The organism is Alteromonas gilva, from assembly GCF_028595265.1.
Classification (GTDB): Bacteria; Pseudomonadota; Gammaproteobacteria; order Enterobacterales; family Alteromonadaceae; genus Alteromonas; species Alteromonas gilva.
In genome coordinates this window covers 2,848,598-2,871,513 of the sequence record NZ_JAQQXP010000001.1, presented here as the reverse complement: position 1 = coordinate 2,871,513, position 22,916 = coordinate 2,848,598, and the positions used below count along the sequence as shown (strand labels likewise).

Genomic DNA, 22,916 nt, shown 5'->3' with positions numbered 1-22,916 from the left:
ATAGTTATCGTATATGTCATTGGCCAATGGCGCAGTTGAGTGAGTTTAGCTTATTGGCTCAATGTGCCAGCAGGCCTATTCCGTTTTCTCTTTAAACTCACACAAGTCCTCAATAATGCACGAGCCGCAGCGCGGTTTACGGGCAATACAGGTGTAGCGGCCATGCAGAATCAGCCAGTGGTGAACGTCCACTTTAAATTCTTTTGGTACCACTTTTTCTAGCTTTTGTTCTACTGCAACTACATCTTTGCCCATGGCAAATTTGGTGCGGTTAGAGACGCGATAGATATGCGTGTCCACGGCAATGGTCGGCCAGCCAAACGCGGTGTTCAGCACCACATTCGCGGTTTTCCTGCCAACACCTGGCAGTGCTTCAAGAGCTTCACGGCTCTCGGGTACTTCGCTATTATGCTGCTCAATAAGTATCTGACACAGCTTATAAACGTTTTGCGCTTTGGAATTAAACAAGCCAATGGTTTTTATATAATCGCGCAGACCGTCAACGCCCAGCGCCACAATAGCTTCGGGGGTATTGGCTACCGGAAAGAGTTTATCGGTGGCTTTGTTAACACTCACGTCAGTGGCCTGTGCTGACAGGGTGACCGCAACCAATAACTCAAATGGGCTGGAAAAGTTAAGTTCTGTGGTAGGGTGCGGATTGGCATCACGCAGGCGGGTGAGTATTTCCAGTCGTTTCGCTTTATTCATTCCATCTAACTCTCTGCAGTGACCCGGGCCCGCACAACGGTTTTAGTGTCTTTGCTAGCGGCCTTTTCGGCGAGCTTTTTATCAATAATGTTCTTTGCCGCAATGAGCAGGCCCATGCCTAAAAAAGCGCCCGGCGGTAGTATAGCCAGCAAAAAAGGATGCTCGGTAGTAAACAGAGTGATTGTCCACTGTTCAGCACCGGCGCCAAACAGTCGCTCGGCACCATTAAGCAGGGTGCCATTGCCCAGGATTTCGCGTAAACCGCCCAGCGCAACCAGAATAAAGGTAAAGCCTGCGCCCATCATGAGGCCGTCGAAGGCAGCATTGGGGAGTGAATTTTTTGATGCAAAGGCTTCGGCACGACCAATAATGGCGCAGTTGGTGACGATTAGCGGTATAAAAATGCCCAGGGCTAAAAACAGTTCATAGGTGTAGGCATTCATTAGTAACTGAATGATGGTTACAAAGGCTGCGATGATCATCACAAATACCGGGATCCGTATGGCTGATGTTACCCAGTGGCGAATGACTGACACCGTAGCGTTAGAGCCAATCAACACTAACATTGTCGCCAGGCCAAGGCCAAGACCATTAATCACACTTGAAGTCACCGCTAACAACGGGCACAGGCCTAAAAGCTGCACCAGCGCCGGGTTGTTTTTCCAGAGTCCATCGACAACGAGTTGTTTATACATATTTACCCTTGTTGTTCACGGTCAGCCGATACCTGACAGTTTGCCGGTTGGTTAAACAGCGCAGACTGGTTATCGTTGATGTACGCCAGCGCCCGGGCAACACTGCTGACCACCGCGCGGGGGGTAATGGTGGCGCCGGTAAACTGATCAAACTGACCACCGTCTTTTTTTACCCGCCAGCGTTTAGCGTTCTCTTGTGAGTAAGATTTGCCATTAAAAGATAGCATCCAGTCGCTTACGCTCATTTCAATTTTATCACCCAGTCCGGGGGTTTCAGCATGTTCTAATACGCGTACGCCCAGTACTTCGCCATCGGATGATACCCCAAGGATGAGATCAATGTTACCGCTGTAGCCATCCGGCGCAGTAAACTCAACGGCTAAAGCTTTATCAGAACCATCCTGTCGAGCGCGGTAAACGGACTTGGACTCACGCCCCAGTGCGCTGGCATTAACTTCAATACAGTCCATAAACAGGCGGTTATTGTAATAATCTGGCGGAATAACCTGATTTAACGTTGAAAGCTTTTTAGCCGCCCGTTGGGCATCAATTTTGTGCTTGGTGCCATCATAGGTCAGGGCGATTAACCCCGTTGTCACAACCGCAAAAGCGGCGAGTATCAGGCCATTTTTACCGATGCTTGATAAGGGCATTACGACTCTCCCTGTTGATTGGCCTTCTTCTTAGGCCCACGGTGTTGCCCGTATACTGTTGGCTGGGTGTAGTAATCAATCAATGGTACCGCCATATTCATAATGATAACGCTAAATGCAATAGCATCAGGGTAACCACCAAAGGTTCGGATAATGACGGTCCAAAAGCCGATCGCCGCGCCAAATATGAGCCGGCCTCTGGGCGTGGTCGACGCTGACACCGGATCGGTGGCAATAAAAAACGCGCCGAACATAATGGCACCGTTGCTCCAATGGAACAGTGCCGAGCCGTATAAGTCACCATCGAGCAGGGTTAACAGGGTCGCTGTCACCGCAACGCCAGCCAGCAAAGACAACGGAATATGCCAGCTAATAACTCTCAGTTGAATGAGCGCCAGGCCACCTGCTGCGTAAAGCAAAGCAACCCAGGTCCAGCCCGCACTGGCCGATGACCATAGCGTATCGTTAAACAGTGAATGGCTTAAGGCCTCGGTATAAGTGTAGCCCTGGCCAATTTGTGTTTTTACATAATCCAGCGGCGTGGCCATGGTCACGCCGTCGATACCGGCACGCAACTGCAGAGTGTTATAGCCGGCACTGTCAAAACCTCCCACAATAAGCTGCAAAGCATCAAAGATACCAATGGTGTGCCTGGCTAAGTCAGCCGGGGGTAACCAGCTACTCATAGCCGCGGGAAAGGAGATTAACAACATGACGTAGGCTGCCATGGCAGGGTTAAACAGGTTATAACCCAAACCACCGTATAACTGTTTAACAATGGCAATGGCGAAAAACGTCCCTACAACGGTCATCCACCAGGGTAATAGCGGCGGTAAGCTGACTGCCAGTAACAGCGCTGTAACAACAGCACTGTAGTCTCCCAGTGCCTGACCTATCTCGCGTTTTCGCAAGGCAACAATGGCGGCCTCAGTTACCAGCGCTGTTGCCAGAGCAATAAGCATTTGCCAGAACACGCCCCAGCCAAAAAACCAGACTTGCGCAAGCACACCCGGGATCATAGCGTAAAGCACCAGACGCATTACTTGATCGGTGGTGCGCCTGACGTGCTGATGGGGTGAACTCGATACGGCTAATTTCATGCGTCTGTATTACCTTCGTCATTACCTTGGTTTTCACGCTGCGCTTTTTTTGCTTTGGCACGGGCAACGGCTGCGGCAATTTTGGCGCTGCGCTGTGCCGCTGGTGAAGTATCCGTTGTTGCAGCGTCGCCATCATTGTTTGTTTCGGCAGGCTGTGCCTCCGGCGTATCCTCAGGTGTGTTGTTACCTGGCGTTGGCGCGTCGTCTGGGCTGGCTTGTTGTGTCGCCGCTTTTTTAGCCTTGGCGCGCGCCACGGCCGCCGCAATTTTTGCTTTGCGCCGCGCTTCAGGCGAATCATCAATAGTGACTTTGCTGTTAGACTGCGATGACGTGTCGATGTCTGCGTCTGCGCTTTCTGGCTTGGTATCAGTATGTTCGGTTTCTGTGTTGCTATGTGTGCCGGCTTTCTTCGCCTTGGCACGGGCCACAGCCGCAGCAATTTTTGCTTTGCGCTGCGCTTCCGGCGAGTCCTCGGTGGGCGCGTTGTCAGTTGCCTGTGGCACGTTAGCCCGGCTATCCTCAGGCTGTGCCCGGGTCGTGTCAGACTGCGCCGTATCGTTGCTTTGTTGGGCCGCTGCTTTTTTGGCTTTTGCTCTGGCTACCGCTGCTGCGACCTTTGCCTGGCGCTCGGTATCGGCGCTGGTGGTCGCTTTATTCTCAGTCTCAGTGTCTTTGTCTGCTGAGCCGTCGTTGTCTTCGGTTTGCCGGGCGCGTTTAGCTTTTGCGCGGGCTACCGCCGCCGCAACTTTAGCCTTGTTATCAGCCGGCTCCACGTTATCTGCCGGTGACGTTGTTGCTGGATCTTCAGGTGTTGACGCAGTAATGTCTGATTGGCTGGCTTTTTTGGCTTTGGCACGAGCCAGTGCTGCCGCTACTTTGTCTTTTGCTGAGTTGCTATCATCGTCACTGGTTTGTTTGACCTGTTTACGCGCCGCCGCTGCCTTTTGGTGTTTAGCCTCGCGTTCTTGTTTTTCTTTTTCGAGTCTGGCTTTGCGGGCTTCAAATCGTTGCCGTGATTTCTCTGCTTTGTCTTTCTCGTCGCGTTGAATACGAATTTGTGATTTGGCTTTGCGGTAATAATGCACCAGCGGAATTTCACTGGGGCAAACAAAAGCGCAGGCACCGCATTCGATACAATCAAACAGATTATAGTCTTCGGCTTTGTCGAGCTCGCCGGCTTTACTGTGCCAATACATCTGTTGGGGCAGTAAGCTCGCCGGACAAACATCTGCACAGGCGCTGCAGCGAATACAGGCGAGCTCTCGTTGACTCATGTTCAGTTCTTTTTTGGCCGGCACCAATATGCAGTTGGTAATTTTTACCACTGGCACGTCAACTGACGGCAGCGTAAAGCCCATCATGGGGCCGCCCATAATGACGGTGGGCGTTTTCTGTCGTTTTATCTGGTAATGGGCATGATTGAGTAACTGCTGTATGGGCGTGCCAATCAGCGCCCACACATTCTGGGGTTTTTGCAGCGCTTCACCGGTAAGGGTAACCACGCGCTGAATTAATGGCTTGCCGTATAGCACCGCGTCAGCAATGGCATAGCAGGTACCCACATTAAACATCATCACACCGACATCAGCTGGTAAGCCGGTGCGCGGTACTTCACGACCTGTCAGCACCTGAATAAGCTGTTTTTCCCCGCCCGCCGGATATTTGGTTGGGATCTGTACAACCCGGATATGGGCATTATCGGCGCACACTTTTTGCATCGCCTTAAACGCCTGGGGTTTGTTATCTTCAATTGCGATAACGATCACTTTGGGCGCAATAAGGTGATGCAAAATGTCGACGCCCTGACGAATTTGCCAGGCATGTTCGCGCATCAGGCGATCATCGGCCGTAATATAGGGTTCGCATTCCACCCCGTTAATGATCAAAAACTCAACGGGCTTGCGGGCAGTAGACTTTATATGCGTCGGAAATCCGGCGCCGCCCATGCCTGCAATGCCTGCGTCACAAATGGCATTAAGCAACACTTTCTTGTCTAGTTGCTGATAATCGTGCAGCGGTTGCAGCGCAGTCCAGGTGTCCAGGCCATCCGGCTCAATGATCACGCAGAGTTCGGGCAAACCGCTGGGATGAGCGGTAGTACAATCTTCGATGGCGGTGACGGTGCCGGAAGTAGGGGCATGAATGGGTACCGAAAATGGGTTAGGGCTGCTGGTAAGCGGCTGACCCTTTAATACGGCGTCACCGACGCTGACCAAACAACTTCCTGCGGTTCCAATATGCTGGCGCACCGGGATCACCAGTTTGGGTGGCAACGGCAGGCTGGTTATTTCTGTTTGATTTGATAACTGTTTACGGTAATCAGGATTTACCCCGCCGGGGAAGGTCCAGAATTTCTGTTGATCGATGCGATCGAGTATCTGTGAAAATTCATTCTGCATATCAGGACACCACTTTAACGGGTATATCACCACGCGGTGTTTGTTCAAAGTCCCACTGCCAGGACGCGGTGGTAGGGCTTAAGGTAACCATATCTATACAATCTACCGGGCAGGGCTCGACACACAAATCGCAACCCGTGCAGGCGTCAGTGATAACCGTGTGCATCTGTTTGGCGGCACCGACGATGGCATCGACCGGACAGGCCTGAATGCACTTTGTGCAACCAATACACTCGTCCTCGCGGATATAGGCAACTTTTGCTGCGTCATCAACGCCGTGAGCTGCGTCGAGGGGTTTAGCTTCAACGCCCATAAGGTTGGCTAATTCTTTTATGGTGCTCTCGCCACCGGGCGGACACTTGTTGATTTCATCGCCATTGGCGATGGCTTCAGCATAAGGGCGACACCCCGGGTAACCGCATTGTCCACACTGGGTTTGCGGTAAAATTTCATCAATCTGCTCTACCAGTGGATCAGATTCCACCTTAAAGCGAATAGCGGCATACCCCAACGCCAGTCCGAAGGCCAGCGCAAGTAATCCAAGTGCGACTAACGAAGAGACTAACATTAAGACGTAACCAGTCCGCTAAAACCCATAAATGCCAGTGACATAAGGCCGGCTGTAATCATAGCAATCGATGCTCCTTTAAAGGGGCCGGGTACATCGGCTGCGGCAAGGCGCTCGCGCATTGCTGCAAATAAAATCATGGCCAGTGAGAAGCCCATGGCGGCACCAAAGCCGTAAATAATACTTTCTATCAGATTATGCTGCTCGGTGAGGTTTAATAATGCGACACCCAGCACAGCACAATTGGTAGTGATCAGCGGCAAAAATATCCCCAGTAACCGGTACAGCGTCGGGCTGGTTTTATGCACCACCATTTCGGTAAACTGAACCACCACCGCAATCACTAAAATAAAACTCAGGGTTCTTAAAAAACCAATGCCCAGAGGTTGTAACAGGTAAGTTTCAACTAAATAGCTACACACCGAAGCCAGCGTAAGCACAAAGGTAGTGGCCATAGACATGCCGATGGCTGTTTCAAGTTTACCGGACACCCCCATAAACGGGCATAATCCAAGAAACTTAACCAGTACAAAGTTGTTAACCAGTACGGTGCTGATGAGCAGCAATAAAAATTCAGTCATGGGTTATTGTTTGGCCACTGTGTCGTTAAAGTAAAGCGTTGTAAGCTGGCTTGTTGAAGTTGTCATACTACATGCATGTGTATTATCTAATATTTTTACGCAGATTAACAATGTTGTTCGACGTTGTTTGCGTCAACATTTGAGCACAGCCAGGCCATGCTAACTGATTGATTGGTTATACATTAACCGCTCACTGTTGTATGGCTAACCGCCGCGAAAAGATCACCGCCCATGACGAGGCGTCAGCACGTCGCCGATCAGGTAATCAACCAGTAACTCACTTACGTCTGATAGTTGTGCCCGCAAGCGACCAGGGTGCAAGGTTTCAAGGGTGTCGAGCCTGTCCTGGCCAGTATGCCAAATACGGCCCCAGCGCTCTTCCGTGTCCCGGTCACAAGCGGTTTGCAATGAGGTATCCAGGCAATCCCATAACCCGGGATGCAAACTCTGTGAATAGCCATCGAAACCGTCGCGGCCATTAATCGCAAAGTTGGTGGCCTCAATATAAGCAATGGGAATACCTGCACAGGCGAATGGCGCATGATCAGACCAGCCGGCGGTTTCGCCCTCGGGATAGCCCGGAAAACTCGGATGTAAATTAAACGCCAATTGCTTATTTTTTGCGAGCAATAGCAGCTCACCGCGCACTGCCGGTGATGCATTATAGGTGCTGGTGTTATTACAACTCTTGTAGGGGGTCTGCGTCGGACTGTGGATATACAGCTTATCGCCGCCGGCAATGGTGTCTAAATTAATCATGCTATCCGGCTCGGGCACTTGCCCTGACTTCACCATCTGGTTAACAAAAGCTTTGGCGCCCTGTAAGCCCACTTCCTCGGCACCAAATAGCACAAAAGTGACGGTTGCATTGAGTTGGTATGCGGATAGTTGTTCGGCTAAAGCGGTAACCAAGGCCATTGCCACACCATTGTCGGTAGCACCCTGTGAACCTGCTTTTACGCCGGTGGAGTCGTAATGAGCGCCGATGACGATATGTTTAGCTGAATCCCCGGGCAGGGTAACCCAAATATTCTGGCTATTAATAACCTGACCTTTGATTTCTACATTAAACGATTGTCGCTGAACGCGGGTTAAATTGGCCTGCTGCCAGATATCGGCGACCAACTTTACGGTGTTTTTTTCTTGCTGACTGCCGGCAGGGCGGGCGCCAATCTGCGTGATCACCTCGTTTAAAATAATCATGCTGCGATCCGTGACACGGTTGGCAAGCGCGTTGACATCACTGTTGGCAAAAGTCGAAAAAGAAGTGGTTATAAGTACTGCTATCAGGAATACGGATTTTAACAACATCAGCTGTCACCATCGAAAATAACAAAAGGCTACGCATAATACATGATGCCTTCGTATATTCGAAACACAATAGTGATAAACGAGTGATATTACTGAAAAAATACTAAAAAAGTGTGTGAACTATTTTGAGGTGGTAAGTGTGAGCCAATAAAGTGGCTCCCCCTCCCCGACTCGAACGGGGGACCTGCGGATTAACAGTCCGTCGCTCTAACCAACTGAGCTAAGGGGGAACACTAATATTGCTGTTGAAATGTTGGCTCCCCCTCCCCGACTCGAACGGGGGACCTGCGGATTAACAGTCCGTCGCTCTAACCAACTGAGCTAAGGGGGACCTGTATTTCAACGGTGGCGAATATTAATGAGCATCTGTTGCTGTGTCAACTAACTTCGTCAATTTTTTCACTCGAATAGTTAAAAAATATTTTTTAGAAGGGTTTCGGTACAATTAATGGACGAAACGAGTGTTTTTTAGGCTTTAATCCTTTGTGAATGGGCTAATTAATTGATTACAAATGGTTTAATAAATTGAACTTTGTACAGGCAAAATTAGGTTCAACTTTTAGTAATGTTAAATCATAGAACTATAACCAAACGCTATTAAAAAACAATTGAACACTGTTTTCTTGTACAGTGTTTAATAATTTTGTAACCTAGCAGATAACGTCACAAGGTTAGTCGTTACTTACAAAGTGAATGTTGTTCTTTAGTTCAAAGCCGCGTGGTTACTGGCTCTTTAACAGTTATCCACCAAATCTGTGGATAACTATGTTGATAGTTTTTGAAGCCGGGGGGAATTCAACCGGGACAGTCAATAAAGTGTCATAGAAGTGTCATATTTGCTTTGTTTAAATTCATTAAAAAACAACTGTTTAGGTTTTTATTTGGACGTATTAAAGGTTGTCTGTCAAATTTTTAATAAGAATAATAGACAACGAATTTCTTGTGTGTTAATTGCCTTTAAAAGACATAAAAAATAAGTCTGTTAACAACAAATTTACGAATGGACAGCAAGTTAGCGGCGATTATCATACAATTGAAATCGATACTTTTCGTACAGTCTTTATGTTGTCCTTATGCGTCAAGGCTTTGTGGATTGTGTTGGTTTAGTCTCATTTTGTTTTTGCAGAAAAAACACACAAAAGAGGTTGCGGAGTAATTTGGCTAATTGATAAAAAGAACAAATAAGTTTGATGTTTGTGGCTTAAGGTATTTAAACGATAAAAGCCTGTTGTTAGGCATCGCTGTCAATTACAATTAATGCGTTAGACATTATCTTGTTCAAAAAGCGTAATAGCTGACAGTATGAACATCTCGCAATTTACTTATCTGTACAACGAATAAGCCACGATAGGATAAGTCAGTGAGGCACACGCAAAGGTCATAGTTATTCAGGTTGTCTGCCGACAGCCTGGCACAGTTAATATTAAGAAGTGAATAGAGTGAAGCAACCTAAGTCGCGTGATTTATTAAATGGCGATATCGCCGAATCGCTGAAGCGTATGACGGTACCGGTTATCATTGGCATGGTCATGATGATGAGCTTTGGCTTGATTGACACATTCTTTGTAAGTTTACTCGGCACTGAACAGCTTGCTGCGATAAGTTTTACTTTTCCCGTTACCTTTACGTTAATAAGTTTGAATATTGGCCTTGGCATCGGCACATCGGCGGTAATAGCCAAACTCGCCGGCCAGGGGAATCAGGACAATGCCCGTGAAACAGGCACCGGTGCAATTATGCTGTCGGTGCTTATGGTCGGTATACTTGCCCTTGTTGGCGGTTTCAGCATTAATTTTACCTTTGAGTTGCTGGGCGCCCAGTCGCATTTATTACCTTATATTCATGATTACATGGCGATTTGGTATTTTTCATCGGTGTTTCTGGCTATTCCGATGGTAGGTAATAGCGTACTGCGAGCCAGAGGTGATACGAAAACGCCAAGTATTATTATGGCCACTGGCGGTGGGATTAATGCGCTATTAGATCCAATGCTGATTTTCGGTTTTGGACCAATTCCGGCCATGGGGATTGGCGGCGCGGCGCTGGCAACGCTGATATCCTGGATAGTCTGTTCAGTTTGGGTGTTGTATTTATTAGCTAAGCAGCGCGGTTATATTTTGCCGCGCCTGCTGTCTTTGCCCGAGTTAGCGCAAAGCGGCCGGGCAATATTACCCATTGCCTTACCTGCAGCAGGTGCCAACATGTTAACGCCCGTGGCCGGAGCCATTCTTACCCGTGTTGTGGCGGGCTACGGTGAAGAAGCGGTTGCAGCCTGGGGGGTGGGTAACAGACTGGAGTCATTCACGTCTATCGTGGTGTTAGCGCTGTCAATGAGCTTGCCACCCTTTATAAGTCAAAATCTCGGTGCCCAACGCATCGAAAGAGTGAAAAGTGCTTACTGGTTGATTATCAAGTTTGTACTGGGATGGCAGTTACTGATTTGCGTACTGTTGTGGCTCACTTCAGGTTTATTAGCGGCGCTGTTTGCTAAAGAACAAGCCGTCGCAGAACTGATCCAGTTGTTTCTCATCATTGTACCCTTAGGGTATGGTTTACAGGGTATCGTTATCCTGACCAATTCGTCATTAAATGCCATGCATCTGCCCATGACTGCATTAGTATTAAGTGTCGTCAGACTATTCGTGTTCTTTGTGCCAATTACCGTGCTAATGAGTCTGTATTTAGATTTGCAGGGCATATTTATTGGCGCTGTGGTGGCCAATTTTCTTATGGCGATGGTCTCTGTGTATTGGTTTCGTCGCTCGCTGCATTCGTTGACTGACGAGCATAAACAAACAGAAGTTAATTGAAAGGTTTATAAAACATGGCGAAAGGGTTCGAGCTGGTTTCAAATTACCAACCTGCCGGTGATCAGCCTAAAGCAATCGAGGCTCTGGTGGATGGTCTGGAAAGCGGTCTGGCAAACCAGACCCTGCTTGGCGTAACCGGCTCGGGTAAAACCTTCACCATGGCCAATATTATTAGTCAGGTACAGCGGCCAACACTTATTTTAGCGCACAACAAAACGCTGGCCGCGCAGCTTTACGGTGAGATGAAAGAGTTTTTTCCGCACAATGCGGTGGAATATTTCGTGTCGTACTACGATTACTATCAGCCTGAAGCTTATGTGCCCAGTACTGACACCTTCATCGAAAAAGACGCCTCCATTAACGACCACATAGAGCAAATGCGCCTGTCAGCCACCAAAGCGCTGATGGAACGGCGGGATGTCGTCATTGTAGCCAGTGTGTCGGCGATATACGGTTTGGGCGATCCTGAGTCGTACATGAAAATGCTACTGCATTTGCGTCAGGGCGATACCATTAACCAGCGTGATATTTTGCGGCGTCTGGCCGAACTGCAGTATAAGCGTAATGATATTGCGTTTGAGCGCGGTACGTTCAGGGTGCGCGGTGATGTGATTGACATTTTCCCGGCCGACTCTGAAAAACAAGCGGTCAGGGTTGAGTTATTTGACGAAGAAATTGAGCGCATAAGCTTGTTTGATCCGCTTACCGGTTCTGTCGACAAAAATGTCGTGCGGGCCACGGTATTCCCTAAAACTCACTATGTTACGCCGCGTGAAAAAATAGTCAGCGCCGTAGAGCAGGTGAAAGAGGAACTGGCTGAACGTAAAAAGCAGTTGCTCGATGTCAGCAAGCTACTCGAAGAACAACGTATTTCGCAACGCACACAGTTTGATATCGAAATGATGCTGGAGCTTGGCTATTGCTCAGGCATCGAAAATTACTCACGGTACTTGTCGGGTCGCGCGCCGGGTGAGCCACCGCCGACCTTGCTTGACTATTTTCCGGCTGATGGTTTGATGTTTATCGACGAATCACACGTGACCGTATCGCAAATCGGTGCCATGTATAAGGGCGACCGGTCGCGCAAAGAAACCCTGGTAGAATATGGCTTTCGTTTGCCCTCTGCGCTGGATAACCGGCCGCTCAAATTTGATGAATTTGAACATATTTCGCCGCAAACTATTTATGTGTCGGCAACGCCTGGTAACTATGAACTGGAAAAATCAGACGGCGAAGTGGTTGAGCAGGTTGTGCGGCCAACGGGCTTACTGGATCCGGTCATAGAGATCCGTCCGGTTGCTACGCAGGTTGATGACGTATTGTCGGAAATTCAGTTACGTGTAGCGGTTGACGAACGGGTACTGATCACCACGCTTACCAAGCGTATGGCCGAAGATCTTAGCGAATACCTTAATGAGCATGGCGTGAAAGTGCGCTACCTGCATTCTGATATCGATACGGTAGAGCGGATCGAAATCATCCGCGATTTGCGCCTGGGTAAATTTGACGTGTTGGTTGGGATCAACCTGTTAAGGGAAGGTCTGGACATGCCGGAGGTATCCCTGGTTGCCATTTTAGATGCCGACAAGGAAGGCTTTTTACGCGCCGAAAAGTCCCTGATACAAACCATGGGACGGGCGGCCCGCCATATTAACGGTAAGGCCATTTTGTACGCAGATCGGGTAACGGGCTCCATGCGTAAGGCCATAGACGAAACCGAACGTCGCAGAAACAAGCAAATTGAGCACAACCTGGCTAACAACATTACGCCACAACGGCTGCATAAACCCATTACCGATGTCATGGATTTAGGCGACTCGGTGGCGCCGGCGGCCGGTAAGGTCAGGCTGCGCAAAGTGTCTGAATCGAAACAGGCTGCCAAAGCCGCGACGGCGACTGATTTAATGGCGCAGGTTGCTGAGCTTGAAAAGCAGATGTTTGAGTACGCTAAAGAGCTTGAGTTTGAGAAAGCCGCATCACTTCGGGATGATATTGAACAACTAAGAAAGCAGGTTGTGGCGCTGTCCTGATTTTTGTGAGAGCAGCCTAAATAGTGATAATCCTTAGTAAAATGAGCCTTTGTTAAAAATCTAATTGTAAATGTCGGCGACTCTGCCTATTATGGATTGAGTATTGATAACTATACCTATATACATACGATGGTGCTGGCATGTTAAATCGATTACAAGAATCAGACATTAAGCTTCTGCGGGTCTTTTATGCAGTAGCAAGTTGCAATGGTTTTACCGCCGCTGAGCCGGTATTAAGAATGCAACGCCCTAACATTAGCGCTGCGATTAAAAAGCTTGAAGAGCGCCTCGATTTAGTGCTGTGTCACCGGGGCCGCGGTGGATTCCAAATGACCAAAGAAGGCGAAGTGGTTTTTCAGGAAACCAAGCGCATATTTAATGCCTTCGATAACTTTGTTTTTAATTTAAAGTCGTTACATGACGACTACTCAGGTCATATAACACTGGTGATGATGGCGGGTTTGCCGCTCTCGATGCACCTTGCTGTGAGCCGCGCAGTGAAAAGCACCATGAAAAAGTTTGACGACATCCATGTCAATATTCAAACGCGTTTATACAATGAAGTGGAACACGTTGCGCTGTCCGGCGAATGTCACCTGGTCATTTCTACCTATGATATGGTTAAACCTGAGTCCGTCACATTTCACCCTATCGGCACCTCGTGTAAAGGCCGCTTGTACTGTGCGCCGTCTCACCCTCTGGCGAAGTACCGCGACGTGGAGAGCCTGCCTGACAACGTCAGAATTGAGGATTTTCCGGCCATTGGTATTTCCGGTTTATCATCAGCCAATTACATAGACGGTGACAGACGACTGGCTATCCAGACCTTTTCAGACTCCTTTGATGCCGCTATGTCGGCCATGATGACCGGCGAATACGTAGCGCTGTTGCCTGATTATATGGCCAGAGAGCAGGGGGTGGCATTAGGCCTGGTGCCAATAGCGAATGGCAGTATGTTTGAGTTCAGTCATGAGCTGTTTGTCATGAACGGTAAAAACACCCGCTTAAATCCGGTGTTACGCCACTGTATTAAAGAGCTCAGTTACTTTATTACTGAAAGTCAGAAGTAATTGTCAGGCAGAGTGCCAGAGTCCAATTGAAGGGCTGGTGAAACGGCTGTCTGCCAGTCTGACACTGTGCCGGGATTACTACGCCGGCCACATGGATCTTCAGGGCCAGCGAAATATTATGCGACTTGATAAGTTTATCTGTAAAAGTACTCAGTTGAGTCAGGCTGAAGCCTTAGCATGCATTAACCGGGGAGAGGTTGATGTGAACGGTCTGACCATTACCAATGCAGCAACACAAGTTCATGAAAATAATCTGATAACGCTAAAGGGCGTGACACTCACGGCCCGGGCATCCAGGTACATATTGCTACACAAGCCCGCGTCGACCATTTGTTCAAATAAAGACGAGCATTACCCCTCAGTATTAAACCTGCTAAACCTGGAAAATCAATCCCAATTACATATTGCCGGGCGTTTAGATGCTGATAGTACAGGGATGATTTTAATTACTGACGATGGTCGCTGGACGTATAACATCACTCATCCATCCAGGCAGTGTCGCAAAGTCTACCGGGTGAGATTATCCAGTGTTATCGCAGAAAACCTGGTGGATCAGTTCAGACAGGGCGTTAAACTGCAAGGGGAGGCGCACCTGACACGGCCCGCCGAGTTAGAGATTTTAGCGCCTCGCGAAGCCCGCTTGGTAATAACCGAGGGCAAGTTTCATCAGGTGAAGCGAATGTTTTTTGCGGTAGGTAATCGTGTGGTCGCGCTGCACCGTGAAGCGATAGGCCCTGTGTCCCTCGATGTCGAAGAGGGACAATGGCGATACCTAACGCAACACGAAGTGCAATCTTTGCGTCAGTAAAGCATTACTGCAAAACAAGTTGAACACGGCGTAGTCAGTGCCAGCCGTGAAGACACAACCGGCGTTTTAGTTGTTAAATGTTATTCGTAAGGGAGTGGGTCGGTTTGACCGTTGTCACGAAACGCTTCTAAGCGTTCCTGGCAGGCTCCACATTCGCCACAGGCCTTCTCGCGGCCGTTATAGCAGGTCCAGGTTTTACTGTAGTCCAGCCTCATGCGAAGGCCATCGGTTAAAATAGCCGTTTTACTCACCTTCAGGTAAGGCGTGACAATCTCAATCGCTTCGTAATTAGCAATGGCACACACATCGTTCATTTTCTCGACAAATTCCGGGCGGCAGTCAGGGTAAATGGCATGGTCGCCGGAATGGGCGCCGTAATACACTTTGCTGGCCTGTTCGCTGACAGCGTAACCGACGGCCATCGACAATAAAATCATGTTGCGGTTTGGCACTACCGTTTGTTTCATGCTGGGCTCTTCATAATGGCCTTCTGGCACGTCGATATCATCGGTCAGTGCTGAACCACCAATTAAGCTGTTAATTGCTGATATATCTACAATTTTGTGCGGTACATTCAGTTCAGTACATACCTTTGCCGCGTAATCGAGCTCTTTTTTATGACGCTGACCATAGTTAAAAGACAGGGCTAGTGGCGTTTTACCGTCTTCGATGGCTTTATGTAATACGGTAAAGGAGTCCATGCCACCAGAATAGATAACAATCACTTTTTCAGACATAACAGGTATAATTTAGGAAATGATAACGGAATTTTATGCTATCCCTGCTAGAATCCCAACTACAATCATCACAGGATTATGCAATTGACAGATCAGCGACTCAACATTAATGAGATGTTTGAAACTATTCAGGGCGAAGGTATACACACTGGAGTGCCCGCGGTATTCGTGCGCCTGCAGGGCTGCCCGGTAGGGTGCCCGTGGTGCGACACCAAACATACCTGGACGCTGGATGAAAAAGACATTGATACTGTCGATGCGGTGGTCAGTAAACGTGGTGAGTCTGAGCGCTATTTTGGTATTTCTGCGCTGGGTTTGTTGGCATTGTTTGAACAACAGCGCTATCAGGCACGTCATGTGGTGTTAACCGGTGGCGAGCCGTGCATGTATGATTTGACTGAGCTGACAACACTATTACATGCCCATGGGTATACTACCCAAATTGAAACCAGCGGTACCTTTGAAGTGCGTTGCGCCTCCGAAACCTGGGTGACCGTGTCACCCAAAATTAACATGAAAGGGGGCTATGATGTGCTTACCAGCGCCTTGCAACGGGCCGATGAAATTAAGCACCCCATTGCCATGCAAAAGCACATCGATGAGCTGGATGCGTTGCTGTCGGTGCTGGAGACGCCGCCTCAAAACGTCTGTTTGCAGCCCATCAGTCAGCAGCCGCGTGCTACCGAACTGGCCATCAAAACCTGTATTGAGCGAAATTGGCGGTTGTCATTACAAACCCATAAGTATGTCGGTATTGCTTAGCTTATGTATTGATTGCAGACCGTGTTAAGTGCAGTGAAAATGCGAGGGAAGTCACTATGATCAAACAAGGGCGCAGCTGTTTTGTTATTATGCTGGTGGGGCTGCTCTGGTCGGCGGCGAGTTATTCCGCCAACTGGTCTATTTATTATCCTCGCCCGATTAATGAAAACGATATTCGTCATGAGTACCCGTTAGCCCTGTTAAAGCTGGCGCTCAGTAAAACCGGTGTACGCTATTCATTATCGCCTTCAGAGCGCATACTGTTGCAAGGTAAGGCCATTCGACAGTTAAAAGAAAGTCGTGAGATCAATATCTTGTGGGCCATGACCGATAGCCAGCGCGAAAAAGACCTTCTACCCATCAGAATCCCGGTCTATAAGGGGTTGATTGGCTGGCGGGTATTTTTAATCAATCAGGCGTTCAGCCATAAATTCAGGGATATCAATGACGTTGCTGACTTAACGTCACTGACAGCACTGCAAGGCGCTGAATGGCCAGACACCAAAATATTGCAGTCCAATGGGTTTAATGTGCTGACGGTGCCTGAATTTCCGGAAGCCTACAGTCGTTTAAGCCAAAGGCAGGCTGACTACTTCCCGCGTGCGGTAAGCGAAGTATTAGGCGAACTCAATGCCCGGTCAATGGATCCCAGTATTATGCTGGAGCCCTCCCTGGCGCTGCATTATCCTGCCGCGGTGTATTTTTTTGTTAATCGCTCAAACCCTATCATGGCGCGCCTGATTGAGACGGGATTGCGCCGTGCGATTGAAGATGGTTCCTTCGACAACTTGTTTGTGGCCCACCACCGCGACGCGCTGTTAAAAGTTGACGTTAACGAGCGCAAAGTATTTGAACTGGTAAACCCGTTGTTGCCTAAAGAAACCCCGGTAGATGATGAGGCCCTGTGGTTTGACCCGCAAAAACATGCACCGGAGACGGTAGATAATATCCCCTAGTGCTATTGCATAGCGCCTACCTTGTTTTTGCTCACCAAATCTGTTTGAGCCCGGCCGTTCAAAACCGGTCGTTCATCTATAACGATAAGTGTTACGCATAAAAAAACAGCACCCCAAGGTGCTGTTTTTTTGTGTCATGGGAAAGGGCTTAGCCTTTGCCGTGAACGTCTCGCATAGAGCGTCCCGATGGGTCTGCATTGCTTTTAAAGCTTTCGTCCCATTCCAGTGCCTCAACCGTACTACAGGCGATTGACTTACCACCAGGTACGCAGCGTGCGGCGCTTTCCTGCGGGAAGTAACCTTCAAAAATAGTGCGGTAATAATAGCCCTCTTTGGTATCGGGGGTATTTACCGGGAAACGGAACTCAGCTGTAGCCAGTTGCTGCGCTGATACTTCAGCATCAACAAAGTCTTTTATTGAGTCAATCCAGGAGTAACCCACACCGTCACCAAACTGTTCTTTTTGACGCCAGAGAACTTCGGCTGGCAGCGTATCGCCGTTGTCGAAGGCTTCGCGCAGAATGTACTTTTCCATTTTGCCGTTGCCACACATTTTGTCTTTCGGGTTCAGACGCATGGCCACGTCCATAAATTCTTTATCGAGGAAAGGCACGCGTGCTTCTACACCCCAGGCTGATGTCGCTTTGTTGGCGCGCGCGCAGTCAAACATGTGCAGACGGTCCAGCTTACGCACGGTTTCTTCGTGAAACTCTTTCGCATTAGGGGCTTTATGGAAATACAGATAACCACCAAAGATTTCATCAGCGCCCTCACCAGAAAGTACCATTTTTATGCCCATTGCCTTTATTTTGCGGCTCATCAGGTACATTGGCGTAGCAGCGCGTATGGTGGTGGTGTCATAGGTTTCAAGATGGTAAATAACGTCACGAATGGCGTCTAAGCCTTCCTGAATCGTAAAGTGTATTTCATGGTGCACAGTGCCAATCATATCGGCCACTTTCTTGGCTGCCTGTAAGTCTGGCGCACCTTCAAGGCCTACCGCAAAGGAATGCAGTCGCGGCCACCAGGCATCAGATTTATCTTCGTCTTCGACGCGTTTGGCAACATATTTAGCCGCCACAGCAGATACCAGGGATGAGTCTAAGCCACCCGACAGTAATACTGCGTAAGGTACGTCTGACATCATGTGCGACTTAACGGCTTTTTCAAAGGCAACGCGGAGTTCTTTGATATCTGACGGGTTATCTTTAACCGCGTCATAGTCCATCCAGTCGCGCTTGTAATACTTTTTCATCTCACCGGTCTTGCTCCAAAAATAGTGGCCGGGAGGAAATTCACTTATGGTTTTACAAATTGGCGCCAGGGCTTTCATTTCTGACGCGACATAGAAATTACCATGCTCATCGTAACCGGTGTATAGCGGAATAATACCAATGTGGTCACGGGCAATCAGATAGGCATCTTCTTTTTCGTCATACAGAATGAACGCAAACATGCCTTGTAAATCGTCAATAAAATCAATACCGCGTTGTTGATACAAAGGTAAAATTACTTCGCAATCAGAGCGGGTTTTGAAGCTATAGGGTTGGGCGAGTTCTTTGGCCAGTTGTTTGTGGTTATAAATTTCACCATTCACAGCCAGCACCTGATCACCGGTGTCGCTAATTAGCGGCTGCGCACCCGTATCAACATCGACGATAGCCAAACGCTCGTGACACAAAATGGTATTGTCATTATTCCAGATGCCCGACCAGTCTGGGCCGCGATGACGCAGCGTTTTAGTAAGTTCCAGGGCTTGGGTTCTGATTTCAGACACATCGGTTTTGATATCTAAGATACCGAAAATACCACACATAAAAAGCGTTCTCTCTAGTCACATAGTTAAAGGATTGTGTTTTCTGTCGGTGCTCGATTTGGTGTACAGCGGTGGATTATTTTTATTGCAGGTTAAACCTCTTCACTCGCGACTATTGAATGTGCCAGCATGAGTAAAAAATGCAAGTACAATCTGGCGGATTTCATGATTTAACGGCAAAAAACCGCCTCAATGGGCGGTTTTTAAAATCCTTTTAACATATGAGCGGGGCCACTAAGGGCGAGTGCTTAAATTTTCAGCATTAATTTCACGCATTGTGCCGGAGTCGCATTGTGCTGTTGCCAGCACTGAGTACGTACCCTGGCGGCGTCGCTGCCCATGCGGTGAATCCTGCACCCTCAGGCCGCGACAAATTTAGCTAAGCCTTCTGTTTATCGTGGCCTGATAAAGCGCCTGCGCAGGGTTATTTACGCTGAAACTCGCTCGTTTCGCTCCAGCTTGGCCACATGGCTTTGTTGGCCACTAAATATCCCACTTCCATCAGTAATTGGGTATCCTGAGCGATGCCGCTTAGGTCCCAGTTATCACGGAACTTGTCGCATACCTGATGGTAACAGCCATCAACAATAACCTTGGTGCGTTTACGGTATTGCGCGGTTGCCTCGTCAACGGGCTCGCTTCCGCCCTTGGCGTATAACGCGGGAACGCCAGCTTTGGCAAAGCTAAAATGGTCTGAACGGTAATAATAACCGGCTTCTGGCCTGTCTTCCTGTGTGACAACCCGGCCCTGACGCCCGGCGGCTATCGTGAGTTCTTGTTCCAGATCAGACTTACCCATGCCAATAACGGCAACGTCTTTGGTTTTACCGAGCACGTTCATGGCATCCATATTGATATTGGCTACGGTGTTATCCAGTGGTATGACCGGATTCTCTGCGTAGTACTTTGAGCCTAACAGGCCTTGTTCTTCGGCGGTTACAATTAAGAAGGTGATAGAGCGTTTCGGTGCAGGTTCAAGCTGCGTAAATGCTTCGGCCATCACCAGCGCCGCGGCTGTACCGGTGGCATTGTCGTGTGCGCCGTTATAAATCTGATCGCCCTCAAGGCTGTCATCTTTACCCAGGTGATCCCAGTGTGAGGTGTAAATGACATGCTCATCCGGACGTTCACTGCCGGGCAGCGTCGCAATGACATTGTAGCTTTTGGAAGATTTATAAGTGTTGTTTACCGTGACCGACATGCTTTGATCCAACGCAACAGAATAGGGGCCCTGTAACGCCCTGGCTTTTTCTTCGGCAAAGTTCAGCCCTGCATCGGCAAACACTTTTTGCGCAGCATCCAGTGTTAACCAGCCTTCTACTGCCACACGGCTGGCACCCTTATCGGCGCTTACCAGACCATATTGCGGACCGCTCCAGCTATTGGCGACAACCGACCAGCCGTAGGAGGCCGGGGCCGTTTCGTGAATAATGATAGCGCCGGCAGCACCCTGACGGCTGGCTTCTTCGTATTTGTAACTCCAGCGTCCGTAGTAGGTCATGGTGGTGCCCTGAAATTTACCGCTTTGGGCGTTTTCAAAGCCCGGATCGTTAACCAGCATCACCACGGTTTTGCCGGTCACATCTAAACCTTCATAGTCATTCCAGTCATATTCCGGTGCGTTAATTCCGTAGCCAACAAACACTAACTCAGAATCGGTCAGGCTCACCTGTGGTTGTTCACGCTTCGAACTTGCCACCATATCCACTTTGTAATCAAAGGTGTTGTCGCCGATTGTCATGGTCATTGCCGGATCGGCGGTAATTTCCATCAACGCCACTTCCTGTAAAAAGCTATCGCCGTTGCCGGGCTCAAGGCCTATCCGTTTAAATTCGGTAGTCAGGTATTCGAGGGTTTTCTTTTCGCCTTCCGTGGTGGGCAAACGGCCTTCGAACTCGTCTGACGCCAGTGTTTTAAGTGGCGGCGCTATTTTATCGGCGTTGATACCAGTGTATACGGCGTCAAAATTACTTTGTTCTGTCGGTTGTGGTGCCGGTGCTTCTGCGCTGCAAGCGCTGAGTAATACGCAACCTGACACCAGTAAGGGAGAGAGGATTGTTTTCATTTTATTGTCTCTGTTTTATTGTCGATAAATGCTTTACATTCGCGCCCCAGTATAGAGAATTCATGGCAAGTTTGTATACCTGCGATTAAGGCTTTGCTCAGAGAATGAATGCAACCGATAAACCTACCGTGCCTGTTGATACGCTGTTAGCTCTGTTTGGAGCAGAGCGCAGTGAGTTGCCAGCTATCGCGCAGCTTAATCAGTGGGCCCGGCAGTGGCAAACACACTGGCAAGGGCCGCAGTTTGTTGCTGAGCAGTCAGTTGAGCTTACCAACCGTTACTACGAAGTCTTTATCGCCGAAGAGCAAAAAGTGCCTACCAGAGAGCATAACTGGCATGACGCTTATAACGCACTAATGTGGATAGTGTTCCCGCGTGCCAAGCAACTGTTAAACCAGTGGCACTGTGATGAGATTGCGCGTTTTGGTGTGCACCCGCGTTCGCCGCGGCGAAACAGGTTAACGCATTTTGACGAGTGTGGTGTGGTGATTGCTGTGCCCGAAGGTCAACTGGAGGCGGCTAATGATTGCTTACAGCAGTTAGCGAATCACCAATGGCAAAAGGTATTTATTGATAGCCAGCAGGTTTGGGGAGAGCTGCTGCATCCGGCCATCTTTGGGCATGCCTTGTATGAAATGCTGATGGCGCCGTTTATTGGTTTAACCGGTAAATGGCTGGCAGTGGTGGTACCTGCAGAGTTCGCCGCACAATCTATACAACAACAGTATGCAATGCTGGATGAGGCGCTGGTAAAACGGCTTACTTTATTTGATGGGCTGGCTGATAAGAGAACACTGAAACCACTGCCTTTGCTGGGCGTGCCGGGGTGGTATCACCAACAAACCGCAGCGTTTTACAGTAATACCGATTACTTCAGGCCGCTGACGCAGAACGCGCCAGCAACCAATCAGCTACCGCTGACTACAGTAAATTAATGGCTGCCCAAACCACCCAAATCACCGCAAAGGGGGCCACGGCTATGGTTGCCGATTTTTGGGTCGAAAACCGGGTCCACTGCGAAATACCGACGGTGATCAGGTAAATCGTCCACAGGCTGTCAATACGCAATGATTGCGCAAACGCAAACCAGTCAGATGCCATGTCAACGTTAAACAGATAGGCTACCGATAACGGGCTGATAATAGTTGGTAATATCTGATGGTCGCTGGACATGGCAATAAGGACTATCGCTATCAATGAACTGATAACGATGGGCATGCCGACCCACCAGGTAAACCCATACCAATCAGTATAACCATTGAGGTTTTCCTCATCCGATTTGGTTGTCAGGTGTAAGTACAGCGCCAGAACCGCATTAATAATGATCGGGCCAAAGATGCCGCCAATCATCATGAAGGTCATTACAGATGACTTTGCCATTTGGGCTCTGACCATATCCTGCTCTGCCGGGCTCACATCGCCATATTGACTGTCGATAAGAATGTTTTTATACCATTCAAAATCAACAAAATTAATAAACAGATAGGCGGGTAAAAGACTCATTGCAATCACAATAAAAAAAGGTATCCACGACCAGTTGCTTTTTTCGTTGAGTGCCTTAAAAACGCTGTTGGGTTTAACGAATATAGTGTTGCATGCCTGTAAAGGATTAGTGACCTCTGACATCCCTGACTCCCTAGTATTTTGTAACATTTATAAGATTAATAATTTTCACACATGTCAGTATACTCATAAACTGATAGGGTTTTGAGTGGAAAAGTGTAACGAATTTTCACACAATACCGGCAGTACACGTTCGCCATGATTTATATCAGGACATGCGGGTTATACACTCACGCTGCCGTCTATGTTCGGCTGAGGACGTATTGAGCGATGCATCATGTTCG

19 protein-coding genes and 2 tRNA genes are annotated in these 22,916 nt (G+C 48.6%); 7 read left to right on the top strand and 14 right to left on the bottom strand.

Annotation, left to right across the window (positions count from 1 at the left end; translation table 11 throughout):
* Positions 1–75: 75 nt before the first annotated feature.
* The 10 genes from nth to OIK42_RS12665 form a co-directional block, all read right to left on the bottom strand.
* A complete protein-coding gene (gene nth / locus OIK42_RS12710) occupies positions 76–708 on the bottom strand; it encodes an endonuclease III (protein WP_273641026.1) in 633 nt (210 codons plus the stop codon).
* Positions 709–713: 5 nt separating this feature from the next.
* Positions 714–1,403, bottom strand: coding sequence for an electron transport complex subunit E (locus OIK42_RS12705; RefSeq protein ID WP_273641024.1), 690 nt, complete (start codon positions 1,401–1,403; stop codon positions 714–716).
* A 2-nt stretch (positions 1,404–1,405) separates the two neighbouring features.
* On the bottom strand, positions 1,406–2,056 hold the full coding sequence (gene rsxG / locus OIK42_RS12700) for an electron transport complex subunit RsxG (protein ID WP_273641022.1): 651 nt from the start codon (positions 2,054–2,056) through the stop codon (positions 1,406–1,408).
* Positions 2,056–3,156: an electron transport complex subunit RsxD gene (rsxD, locus tag OIK42_RS12695; RefSeq protein WP_273641021.1), complete on the bottom strand. Its 1,101-nt coding sequence runs from the start codon at positions 3,154–3,156 to the stop codon at positions 2,056–2,058. The genes rsxG and rsxD overlap by 1 nt, the downstream gene beginning before the upstream one ends.
* The gene (rsxC, locus tag OIK42_RS12690) at positions 3,153–5,555 is read right to left on the bottom strand and encodes an electron transport complex subunit RsxC (protein WP_273641020.1); all 2,403 of its coding nucleotides are present in this window, start codon (positions 5,553–5,555) and stop codon (positions 3,153–3,155) included. The genes rsxD and rsxC overlap by 4 nt, the downstream gene beginning before the upstream one ends.
* 1 nt (position 5,556) lies before the next feature.
* Positions 5,557–6,123, bottom strand: coding sequence for an electron transport complex subunit RsxB (gene rsxB, locus OIK42_RS12685; protein WP_273641018.1), 567 nt, complete (start codon positions 6,121–6,123; stop codon positions 5,557–5,559).
* The gene (gene rsxA / locus OIK42_RS12680; protein ID WP_273641016.1) at positions 6,123–6,704 is read right to left on the bottom strand and encodes an electron transport complex subunit RsxA; all 582 of its coding nucleotides are present in this window, start codon (positions 6,702–6,704) and stop codon (positions 6,123–6,125) included. Before rsxA ends, rsxB begins: the two co-directional genes overlap by 1 nt.
* Before the next feature lie 222 nt (positions 6,705–6,926).
* Positions 6,927–8,015 (bottom strand): M28 family metallopeptidase, encoded by a 1,089-nt coding sequence (locus OIK42_RS12675; protein ID WP_273641014.1) that lies wholly within the window; start codon positions 8,013–8,015, stop codon positions 6,927–6,929.
* 153 nt (positions 8,016–8,168) lie between these two features.
* A tRNA-Asn gene (locus OIK42_RS12670) sits at positions 8,169–8,245 on the bottom strand.
* 24 nt (positions 8,246–8,269) lie between these two features.
* A tRNA-Asn gene (locus OIK42_RS12665) sits at positions 8,270–8,346 on the bottom strand.
* A 1,168-nt stretch (positions 8,347–9,514) separates the two neighbouring features.
* On the opposite strand from OIK42_RS12665, the gene OIK42_RS12660 reads away from it, so the two are divergent.
* From OIK42_RS12660 to OIK42_RS12645, 4 genes are all read left to right on the top strand, one after another.
* Positions 9,515–10,825: an MATE family efflux transporter gene (locus tag OIK42_RS12660; protein ID WP_273641535.1), complete on the top strand. Its 1,311-nt coding sequence runs from the start codon at positions 9,515–9,517 to the stop codon at positions 10,823–10,825.
* A gap of 14 nt (positions 10,826–10,839) precedes the next feature.
* Positions 10,840–12,855 (top strand): excinuclease ABC subunit UvrB, encoded by a 2,016-nt coding sequence (uvrB, locus tag OIK42_RS12655; RefSeq protein WP_273641012.1) that lies wholly within the window; start codon positions 10,840–10,842, stop codon positions 12,853–12,855.
* 140 nt (positions 12,856–12,995) lie between these two features.
* Positions 12,996–13,925 (top strand): LysR family transcriptional regulator, encoded by a 930-nt coding sequence (locus OIK42_RS12650; RefSeq protein ID WP_273641010.1) that lies wholly within the window; start codon positions 12,996–12,998, stop codon positions 13,923–13,925.
* Positions 13,926–14,043: 118 nt separating this feature from the next.
* On the top strand, positions 14,044–14,733 hold the full coding sequence (locus tag OIK42_RS12645) for a pseudouridine synthase (protein ID WP_273641533.1): 690 nt from the start codon (positions 14,044–14,046) through the stop codon (positions 14,731–14,733).
* A gap of 80 nt (positions 14,734–14,813) precedes the next feature.
* On the opposite strand, the gene queC is transcribed toward OIK42_RS12645, so the two are convergent.
* A complete protein-coding gene (gene queC / locus OIK42_RS12640) occupies positions 14,814–15,470 on the bottom strand; it encodes a 7-cyano-7-deazaguanine synthase QueC (protein WP_273641008.1) in 657 nt (218 codons plus the stop codon).
* A 114-nt stretch (positions 15,471–15,584) separates the two neighbouring features.
* On the opposite strand from queC, the gene queE reads away from it, so the two are divergent.
* Positions 15,585–16,232 (top strand): 7-carboxy-7-deazaguanine synthase QueE, encoded by a 648-nt coding sequence (queE, locus tag OIK42_RS12635; RefSeq protein ID WP_273641531.1) that lies wholly within the window; start codon positions 15,585–15,587, stop codon positions 16,230–16,232.
* Positions 16,233–16,288: 56 nt separating this feature from the next.
* Positions 16,289–17,188 (top strand): type 2 periplasmic-binding domain-containing protein, encoded by a 900-nt coding sequence (locus tag OIK42_RS12630; RefSeq protein WP_273641006.1) that lies wholly within the window; start codon positions 16,289–16,291, stop codon positions 17,186–17,188.
* Positions 17,189–17,336: 148 nt separating this feature from the next.
* Here OIK42_RS12630 and asnB read toward each other — a convergent pair whose 3' ends face one another.
* Together asnB and OIK42_RS12620 are read right to left on the bottom strand one after the other, a co-directional pair.
* Positions 17,337–19,004: an asparagine synthase B gene (gene asnB, locus OIK42_RS12625; RefSeq protein ID WP_273641005.1), complete on the bottom strand. Its 1,668-nt coding sequence runs from the start codon at positions 19,002–19,004 to the stop codon at positions 17,337–17,339.
* Between the two features lie 424 nt (positions 19,005–19,428).
* Positions 19,429–21,069, bottom strand: a complete 1,641-nt coding sequence (locus OIK42_RS12620; protein ID WP_273641004.1) for a M28 family metallopeptidase — start codon at positions 21,067–21,069, stop codon at positions 19,429–19,431.
* A 104-nt stretch (positions 21,070–21,173) separates the two neighbouring features.
* Here OIK42_RS12620 and OIK42_RS12615 point away from each other — a divergent pair, with 104 nt between their 5' ends.
* Positions 21,174–22,004 (top strand): DUF3025 domain-containing protein, encoded by an 831-nt coding sequence (locus OIK42_RS12615; protein WP_273641002.1) that lies wholly within the window; start codon positions 21,174–21,176, stop codon positions 22,002–22,004.
* On the opposite strand, the gene OIK42_RS12610 is transcribed toward OIK42_RS12615, so the two are convergent.
* Positions 21,991–22,695, bottom strand: a complete 705-nt coding sequence (locus OIK42_RS12610) for a YIP1 family protein (protein WP_273641001.1) — start codon at positions 22,693–22,695, stop codon at positions 21,991–21,993. The two genes, OIK42_RS12615 and OIK42_RS12610, sit on opposite strands and share 14 nt — an antisense overlap.
* Positions 22,696–22,916 lie beyond the last annotated feature (221 nt).

Excerpts from the sequence above, each read along its gene's own strand:
- nth (WP_273641026.1), bottom strand. The coding sequence starts at position 708 with ATGAATAAAGCGAAACGACTGGAAATACTCACCCGCCTGCGTGATGCC.
- OIK42_RS12705 (WP_273641024.1), bottom strand. The coding sequence starts at position 1,403 with ATGTATAAACAACTCGTTGTCGATGGACTCTGGAAAAACAACCCGGCG.
- rsxG (WP_273641022.1), bottom strand. The coding sequence starts at position 2,056 with ATGCCCTTATCAAGCATCGGTAAAAATGGCCTGATACTCGCCGCTTTT.
- rsxD (WP_273641021.1), bottom strand. The coding sequence starts at position 3,156 with ATGAAATTAGCCGTATCGAGTTCACCCCATCAGCACGTCAGGCGCACC.
- rsxC (WP_273641020.1), bottom strand. The coding sequence starts at position 5,555 with ATGCAGAATGAATTTTCACAGATACTCGATCGCATCGATCAACAGAAA.
- rsxB (WP_273641018.1), bottom strand. The coding sequence starts at position 6,123 with ATGTTAGTCTCTTCGTTAGTCGCACTTGGATTACTTGCGCTGGCCTTC.
- rsxA (WP_273641016.1), bottom strand. The coding sequence starts at position 6,704 with ATGACTGAATTTTTATTGCTGCTCATCAGCACCGTACTGGTTAACAAC.
- OIK42_RS12675 (WP_273641014.1), bottom strand. The coding sequence starts at position 8,015 with ATGTTGTTAAAATCCGTATTCCTGATAGCAGTACTTATAACCACTTCT.
- OIK42_RS12660 (WP_273641535.1), top strand. The coding sequence starts at position 9,515 with ATGACGGTACCGGTTATCATTGGCATGGTCATGATGATGAGCTTTGGC.
- uvrB (WP_273641012.1), top strand. The coding sequence starts at position 10,840 with ATGGCGAAAGGGTTCGAGCTGGTTTCAAATTACCAACCTGCCGGTGAT.
- OIK42_RS12650 (WP_273641010.1), top strand. The coding sequence starts at position 12,996 with ATGTTAAATCGATTACAAGAATCAGACATTAAGCTTCTGCGGGTCTTT.
- OIK42_RS12645 (WP_273641533.1), top strand. The coding sequence starts at position 14,044 with ATGCGACTTGATAAGTTTATCTGTAAAAGTACTCAGTTGAGTCAGGCT.
- queC (WP_273641008.1), bottom strand. The coding sequence starts at position 15,470 with ATGTCTGAAAAAGTGATTGTTATCTATTCTGGTGGCATGGACTCCTTT.
- queE (WP_273641531.1), top strand. The coding sequence starts at position 15,585 with ATGTTTGAAACTATTCAGGGCGAAGGTATACACACTGGAGTGCCCGCG.
- OIK42_RS12630 (WP_273641006.1), top strand. The coding sequence starts at position 16,289 with ATGATCAAACAAGGGCGCAGCTGTTTTGTTATTATGCTGGTGGGGCTG.
- asnB (WP_273641005.1), bottom strand. The coding sequence starts at position 19,004 with ATGTGTGGTATTTTCGGTATCTTAGATATCAAAACCGATGTGTCTGAA.
- OIK42_RS12620 (WP_273641004.1), bottom strand. The coding sequence starts at position 21,069 with ATGAAAACAATCCTCTCTCCCTTACTGGTGTCAGGTTGCGTATTACTC.
- OIK42_RS12615 (WP_273641002.1), top strand. The coding sequence starts at position 21,174 with ATGAATGCAACCGATAAACCTACCGTGCCTGTTGATACGCTGTTAGCT.
- OIK42_RS12610 (WP_273641001.1), bottom strand. The coding sequence starts at position 22,695 with ATGTCAGAGGTCACTAATCCTTTACAGGCATGCAACACTATATTCGTT.